General features: G+C 40.3%; 1 protein-coding gene. It reads left to right on the top strand.

What is annotated here, in order from left to right:
* A partial coding sequence (locus tag ABEB23_RS18130; RefSeq protein WP_348814127.1) for a tail fiber domain-containing protein occupies positions 1-581 on the top strand: 581 nt, incomplete at both ends.

Genomic DNA, 581 nt, shown 5'->3' with positions numbered 1-581 from the left:
GCTGGTTCAGAAAATATTGGAATAGGGTACGGGTCAGGAAGATACAAAGATTCGCCTAGCACCTTTGCAGATTTAAATAAATTAACTACATCAATTTTAATCGGAAATTATACAGCTACAAATGGCGATGATCAGGTAAATACTATTGTCATAGGGGATCATGCAGTAGGTATAGGGTCCAATACTGTACGAATTGGAAATGATCAGATGACAAAAATTGAAGGCGCTGTAGCGTGGTCCAATCCTTCAGATGTGCGTCTTAAAAAAGATATTGTAAGCAGTACACACGTTCTTGGTTTTGGAAGCAAGTTGTGTCCGTTTACGTATCACATGAAAACAGGAACTACAGATTTGCAGTCGGGTTTTATTGCTCAGGAAGTAGAAACAGCGGCAAAAGCGGTTAATTATGAATTTAGCGGTATTGTAAAACCGGCAAGTGAAAATGAGTTTTACAGCCTGCGTTACTCAGAATTTGTAGTGCCATTGGTAAAAGCGGTTCAGGAGCAACAGCAAATGATCGAAAGTCAGAAAGCAGATATTGCCGAGTTAAAAGCGCAGGTTCAGGCACTTTTAAAGGCCGC

The sequence above is a fragment of the Flavobacterium maritimum genome (assembly GCF_040049085.1).
Lineage (GTDB): Bacteria > Bacteroidota > Bacteroidia > Flavobacteriales > Flavobacteriaceae > Flavobacterium > Flavobacterium maritimum.
Note: the sequence above shows the minus strand (reverse complement) of the source record. Positions and strands in the feature narration are given on the sequence as shown.